The sequence below is a fragment of the Mesotoga sp. UBA5825 genome, from assembly GCF_002432955.1.
Taxonomy (GTDB): domain Bacteria; phylum Thermotogota; class Thermotogae; order Petrotogales; family Kosmotogaceae; genus Mesotoga.
Window position 1 is genome coordinate 6,271 of the sequence record NZ_DJHG01000092.1, and the last position, 5,389, is coordinate 11,659.

The 5,389-nt window shown below is 50.5% G+C and carries 3 protein-coding genes and 1 pseudogene; all 4 read left to right on the forward strand.

From position 1 onward, the window contains the following. Window positions 1-602, forward strand: a pseudogene (locus B3N33_RS09140) (exonuclease SbcCD subunit D); the annotation flags it as partial. Then, complete coding sequence (locus B3N33_RS09145) at window positions 599-3,436, forward strand: AAA family ATPase (RefSeq protein ID WP_292593097.1); 2,838 nt, start codon at window positions 599-601, stop codon at window positions 3,434-3,436. The pseudogene B3N33_RS09140 and the gene B3N33_RS09145, both read left to right, overlap by 4 nt. Before the next feature lie 16 nt (window positions 3,437-3,452). Beyond that, the gene (locus B3N33_RS09150; RefSeq protein ID WP_103135159.1) at window positions 3,453-4,805 is read left to right on the forward strand and encodes an 8-oxoguanine deaminase; all 1,353 of its coding nucleotides are present in this window, start codon (window positions 3,453-3,455) and stop codon (window positions 4,803-4,805) included. Window positions 4,806-5,033: 228 nt separating this feature from the next. Then, window positions 5,034-5,294 (forward strand): histidine phosphatase family protein, encoded by a 261-nt coding sequence (locus B3N33_RS09155; RefSeq protein WP_292590493.1) that lies wholly within the window; start codon window positions 5,034-5,036, stop codon window positions 5,292-5,294. Window positions 5,295-5,389: the final 95 nt, after the last annotated feature.

Here is a 5,389-nt window from a genome sequence, read left to right on the forward strand (position 1 = left end):
CGAAGGTGACCTATGCCGGAGGCGGACATCTGCATTCTCAACTCGCTTTTCCTCTGGAAGAGCCGTTCTTCTTCGTGCCCGGATCTCTCGAATACTGGGACGTCTGGGAGAGAGATAGTAAGGGATTTTACGTATTCGATACCGAGAGCGGAACAGCCGATTTTCACGACTCTCGCAGGAGGGAAAGACAGGAATTCTCCGTTTTTCCCGGCGAGGGCGACGACCTTGACGGATTTGTCAACGAACATGAGATTCATGGAGGAGCCATAGTACTGGTAACGGTAACGGGAAGCGGAGAGTTCTACGTAGATCCTGTGCGTCTGGAGAGGGAGATAGAGTCTTCTGGAGCCCTTAAGGCCTTTGTTAGAGTCAGGAGAACGGATAGAGAGATCACTCTCGACGACTACAGACTGATGAGCGCGAGAGACATCGAACGAGAGGTCATACTCGGCTCCAGGGAGTGGAAGGAGCTCGGAGCAAGAGGCGAGGACCTTGTGGTCGCAATAGAAAAGATGAAGCAGTCTCAGGAAGATGGAAGGTATGACCTGTTCAAAGAATCCGTCGATGCCCTTCTTGAAGCCATAGTGGGTGGTGGCTCTTGAGGATTACTTCGATAGATCTCGAGAACTTCCGCAGCCACTCCAGATATTCCGAAACCTTCGAGAAGGGAATAAACCTCATCCTTGGAAGAAACGGCTCGGGGAAATCATCGATCATCGAAGCTATCGGACTGGCTCTCTTCGGAGGAGGACTGCGCGACAAACAGGAAGACGCAATCAAGTGGAACGAGAGAAGATCGAAAATTACCGTGACTTTTCTGGCCGACGACGGTCTGGAGTACAGGGTCGAGAAAGTCTTCGGCACCGGTTCAAGTCACGAGCTGCATCAGGGGGAACTTCTCATTGCCCGCGGGAAGGAAAACGTGATAGAGAAGATCAGAATTATCTGCGGTCTTCAGGGAGACATCTCGAAGACATTCGAGAACGTGATAGTAGCTTTTCAGAATAGAATCGCCGATCAGTTTCTCGGCAGTCCTGCTGCGAGAAGGGACTATTTCAACAGGGTCTTCCAGGTCGACCTTTACAGGAAGATCTCAACGGATTTCATGCGCAGTTATCTCACCGACCTGAGGAGTGAGAACGAAACTCTTGAGAGAGAGATCGCGTTCATGGAGCAGCAGCTGGAGAGAAAGGCAGAAGTTGAAGAGAGGATGAAGACTCTCTCGGAAGATCTCTCCAGGGCAAGAGAGGAACTGAAGTCTTTGGAAGATGCCCTCAAGAAAGTCAAAGCAGAGAGACTGCGTCTCGAGGAAATCGGAAGAGAGCTCTCTTCGAAGAGAGGACAGTTTGAGCAGCAACTGAAGTCGTTGAGGGACGAAGCTGCTTCGTTGAAAGCCAATCTGAAGCAAAGAGAGAGGGCGGTCGAGGCCAGAGAAATCGTTGACAAAAGCAGGGACGGCCACGATCTCTATGAGAGACTTCTGGAAAAAGAAAATGCTCTAAGCGCCGAAAAAAGAAGACTGGAAGGTCTTGGCGAGCGCTCGGCTGCCATTGAGAAGAGAATCGCTGAACTGCAGACGGAAGTTGCCAGGTCAAGCGGAGCGCTCTCGAATTCAGAGGAAAGACTGGAAGAGAGCGAGAAGCAATTCGAGGAACTGAAAAAGGAACGAGAAGAGCTAAGAAGAGAGATGGAAGCGGCGGAACTCGAGGCAGGCAAGAAGCGGGAAGCCCACAACCTGTGTCTTTCGAGAAAAGAGGCGTTTAAGGTGATCCTCGAAGAATACAGGAAGCCTGAGCGACGGCTGGCCGCTCTTGAAGATCTCTTAAGGAGCCTTGGAGAAACGGAGGGTTCTGAGGAACTCAATGAAAGGCTGGCGAAAATCGACAGCGGTATAGAAAGAGCGAAAGAGGAAGTCCTTCTCCTTGAAAAGCTGAACGAGGCCAGCGTCAGCAAGGCTTCCCGGAGAAAGGCGCTTGAAGAATACAGAGGCTCTCTCGCCGTTGGCATCTGTCCACTCCTGGATGAGAAATGCAAGAACATCGAAAATAGAAGTGATTATGAAGGATACATCGAAGGTCTTATAAACCAGCTTGCCTCCGGTGAAAGAGAGCTCTCGAAAAAGATTGCAGAAGTGAAGGAGAGCCCGACGAGGCTAGGCAAACTGGCGGAAGAGAGGGCTCTTGCCCTCAAAGCGATAGAAGAGACGGATAAGAAACTTAAGGAAAAGGCTGATCTAGAAAAAGAGAAGCTTGACCTTGAAGAGAGAGCGAAGAGCTTCCTCCTTCAGCTTTCGACGATTTCGGGAAAGTCCGGAGAGATCGACGAGATGAGCGAGAGTGTAGAAAAAGATGTTGGAAATGCCTCCACAGAGCTCGAGCTTCAAAAGAAACACATTTCCACGCTCAAGAATCAGATTGAAGAAAGGGATTCGCGTCTGGAAGAAGTCAAGAGCAAGATCAAATCACTCAACGAACTGAAGAAGAAGACGGAGGAGGAACTCGCTTCCCGGTCGACCGAAATCGATGCTCAGAAAAGCATTGTTAAGGAATTTGCGGAGGAACTTGGAAAGCTTCCCGGATTGAGAGCGGAGATTGAAGAGATTCGCAGAGCGATGGTTCTTAACAAAAACGATTATGAAAGATTCAACAAATATGTGACTCTTGCGGGCTATCTCGAGGAGTACTCAGGCCTCTGCCGGGCCTCGCTCGAAAGATGCAGAAAGAAGGCGGCCGGAGTGACCGGCCTCAGAAAAGAGATTATTGCTCTTGAGAAGAGCTTCGATTATGGCCGTCTAGAAGAACTGAAGAGAAATGAGACAAAGGCCGAAGAAAGTTATGCTCTCAAACGAGACGAAACAATATCCATCGGCAGAGACATAGTCTCTCTGCGGGCAGATCTGAAGAACTTCGCAAAGATGGAAGAAAACAAGAAGCTCAAGAAGAGAGCCGGCGAAAAAACTTCCAGAAAAATCAAACTCGCAGAGATGATTAGAGACAATCTCAATCTCACCGGAGAGAGAATAACCGCCGGATTTCGTGATGCGATAGAGCGAAAGGCGACCCTAGACTACCAACGAATATCCGGGACCGAAGAGTCAATAAGATGGAACGAAGATTACGAAGTCTCCGTCAAAGCATCCGAATACGGCGACGGTAGCGTCAGAAGTTTCTCGAATCTCTCCGGCGGGGAGCAAGTGTTGGTCTCTCTTTGTTTGAGAGCCGCAATGACGGGGGTCCTCAGCGGAGCGAGATTTGCCGTTTTCGACGAGCCGACATCGAATCTCGACAAAGAGAGAAAAGAACTTCTTGCCCATTCTCTCAGAGAGCTCTTTGGCGAACTCGATCAATCAATAATAGTTACACACGATGACGTCTTCTCTGAAATGGCTCAGAAGGTAATACGACTGAACGGCAAGAATGAAGACGAATCTCTTTGAATCGGAGGTGCAGTGCTTGAAAACAGTACTCAAGAACATAGACTATCTTGTGACAATGAATGAAAGGAGAGAAGAGCTGAAAGACGCTTATGTCGTCGTCGAAGATGGAATAATAGTCGATGTCGGCAGGGGAACTCCTCCTCCGGGCGACGTCGAGATCGACCTGGCCGGACGGATCATCACTCCCGGCTTTGTCAACACTCATCATCATTTTTATCAGTCGCTTTTCCGCAGCGTAAAGGAAGTCGCCTCAGCCAAGCTGTTCGACTGGCTTGTCTTTTTGTACGAGAGGTGGAAGAATCTCGACAACGAAGCGATATATGTCAGCAGCAAAGTGGCGATTTACGAGATGATGGCCTCCGGCGTGACAACGACAACCGACATGCTTTACCTTCACCCAACGGGAAGGAAAGAGTTCATCGACAGCGAAATAGAAGCGGCACGCAGTACCGGCGTGAGATTTCATCCCACCAGAGGCTCGATGTCTCTCTCCAGAAAAGACGGAGGCTTACCCCCCGACTCGGTCGTCCAGAGCGAGAGAGAGATAATCGAGGACTCCGTAAGACTAATAGAGAAGTATCACGATAGAGAAAAACACTCGATGCTGCGGATAGCTCTGGCGCCTTGCTCTCCCTTCTCGGTGACCGAAGAGTCGATGGTCAGAACGGCCGAACTCGCCGGGCAGTATGACGTGCTTCTTCACACACATCTCGCCGAAACCAGGGACGAAGACGATTTCTGTATCGAGAAAAAGGGATTGAGACCGGTCGATTTCATGGAAAAGGTCGGCTGGCTCAACGAGCGAAGCTGGTTCGCCCATCTCGTATGGCTGAGCGATGAAGACATCAAGAGGCTCGCCGAGCATGACTGCGGCATGGCTCACTGCCCTTCCTCAAACATGAGACTTGGATCGGGAATCGCCCGTGTGAAAGAGATGAAGGAAGCCGGAATCAGGATCAGCCTTGCCGTTGACGGAAGCTCATCGAACGATACGGGAAACATGCTTCTTGAGATACGAAATGCCCTGATGCTTCAAAGAGTCCTCAAAGGAGCCGACGCCCTTTCGCCGAGGGATGTTCTGGAATTCGCGACGCTGGGCGGAGCTAAGGTCTTGAGAATGGACGACTTCATCGGTTCGATCGAGCCGGGAAAGTCTGCCGACTTGGCCGCTTTCAGACTGGACACTCTCTCGATGGCCGGAGGGTTATCCGATCCGGTGGCTTCTCTCGTTCTATGCGACCCTCACAACAGTGACCTGGTAATGATTGACGGGAAGATCCGCGTCCAGAACGGCAGGATAGTCGATGGCGAACTCTCAGAACTAATCAAGAGGCACAACGAAATATCTTGCAGATTGATTGAAGCCTGAGACAAGCCGGGTGAATTATCCAGAAGTTACCGACTGAGTTGCACAACAGGATGGCTTCCGTAAACTGTCTTCATGCATCATAGTGTGAGGCGTCGTAACTCGTTAATAACCGCGATTCTTCAGCGGCGAGGGACTGGCAACCACAGATCAAAGTAGTTTTCGGCCGGACTGCATCTTGCGAATCATTCGCTATCGTCTTGAATTCTAGTACTAATCCTGGAGGTACAAATGTCAGAGATCTATTTCTTGCGCCATGGACAAAGTCAATCGAATGTTGAGAACCATTTTGCGAATGGAAACGATGGTTATCCTCTGACTGATCAGGGGAGGAGACAGGCGGAAAAGGCATCTGCATTTCTGCGTTCCAGAGCGATTCGGAAGGTTTACACCTCACCGATTCACAGAGCCGTTCAGACGGCAGAGATTGTCTGCTCAAAATGGGGGCTCACGCCCCCTTCAGCGGCTCTTTCACCACGAAGCGGAACTTGACTCGCCGAAGGCGAGACTGGCCTTTGCGAACCAAAGACTGGCCTGGCGTAGCTTGACTGGCTATTTTGTCGCCTCCTGCGAAGCAGCATCACTTC

Bases quoted from the DNA above. Each gene is read 5' to 3' on its own strand.
- B3N33_RS09155 (WP_292590493.1), top strand. From the start codon at position 5,034: ATGTCAGAGATCTATTTCTTGCGCCATGGACAAAGTCAATCGAATGTT.